General features: G+C 41.3%; 2 protein-coding genes. Both read right to left on the reverse strand.

The features are described 5' to 3' along the window. Positions 1-14 precede the first annotated feature (14 nt). Positions 15-335 (reverse strand): plasmid mobilization protein, encoded by a 321-nt coding sequence (locus IE258_RS40965; RefSeq protein ID WP_002595443.1) that lies wholly within the window; start codon positions 333-335, stop codon positions 15-17. Next, positions 328-525 (reverse strand): hypothetical protein (locus IE258_RS40970; RefSeq protein WP_189750861.1); only part of this gene is annotated, 198 nt, incomplete at its 5' end. The genes IE258_RS40970 and IE258_RS40965, both read right to left, overlap by 8 nt.

Consider the following 525-nt stretch of genomic DNA (forward strand, 5'->3'; position numbering starts at 1 on the left):
GTCCAGTGCTTGCCCTATGCCTGCTTTTGAAGATACTGCTTTAATAACTGCCATACTTCTCTCACCTCTTTCATGGTGTTAGGAAGCTCTTGCTTATAGTCCACATATCCATTTTCATTCAGCTTCTTGGCTATCTGGTTCAGATTGTTGCCTTGCCTTTTCAGCTCTGGATATATCTCTTTCAGTCCGTCCAGATTGACAATGTTCGACTGTGTGAGGGCTTCAATGATATATTGCTGTTGGCTCTTTCCAGACTGCTCTACTTTTTCTTTTATCTGTGCAAGTTCTTCCTCTGACACTCTTATAACTATCTGCTTCGGTCTTGTCCTATTCATTGATGAAGTCCTCTCTTTCCTTTACCCACTTCTTAATGAGTTCGATTTCCTCGTCCATGTTCGGCTCTTTCTCTGGCTTCCAGTCCGCTCTCATGTCTTTCAGTTCTTCCAGTGCTTCTTCTAAGTCTGCCTTATAGCTTTCTAAATCTTCTTTTTCGCTTGCTATATATTCATCAACACTATTGTAACA

This window comes from Streptomyces tendae (assembly GCF_014650435.1).
Classification (GTDB): Bacteria; Actinomycetota; Actinomycetes; order Streptomycetales; family Streptomycetaceae; genus Streptomyces; species Streptomyces tendae.

Coding starts and splice junctions, on each gene's coding strand:
- IE258_RS40965 (WP_002595443.1), bottom strand. CDS start 335: ATGAATAGGACAAGACCGAAGCAGATAGTTATAAGAGTGTCAGAGGAA.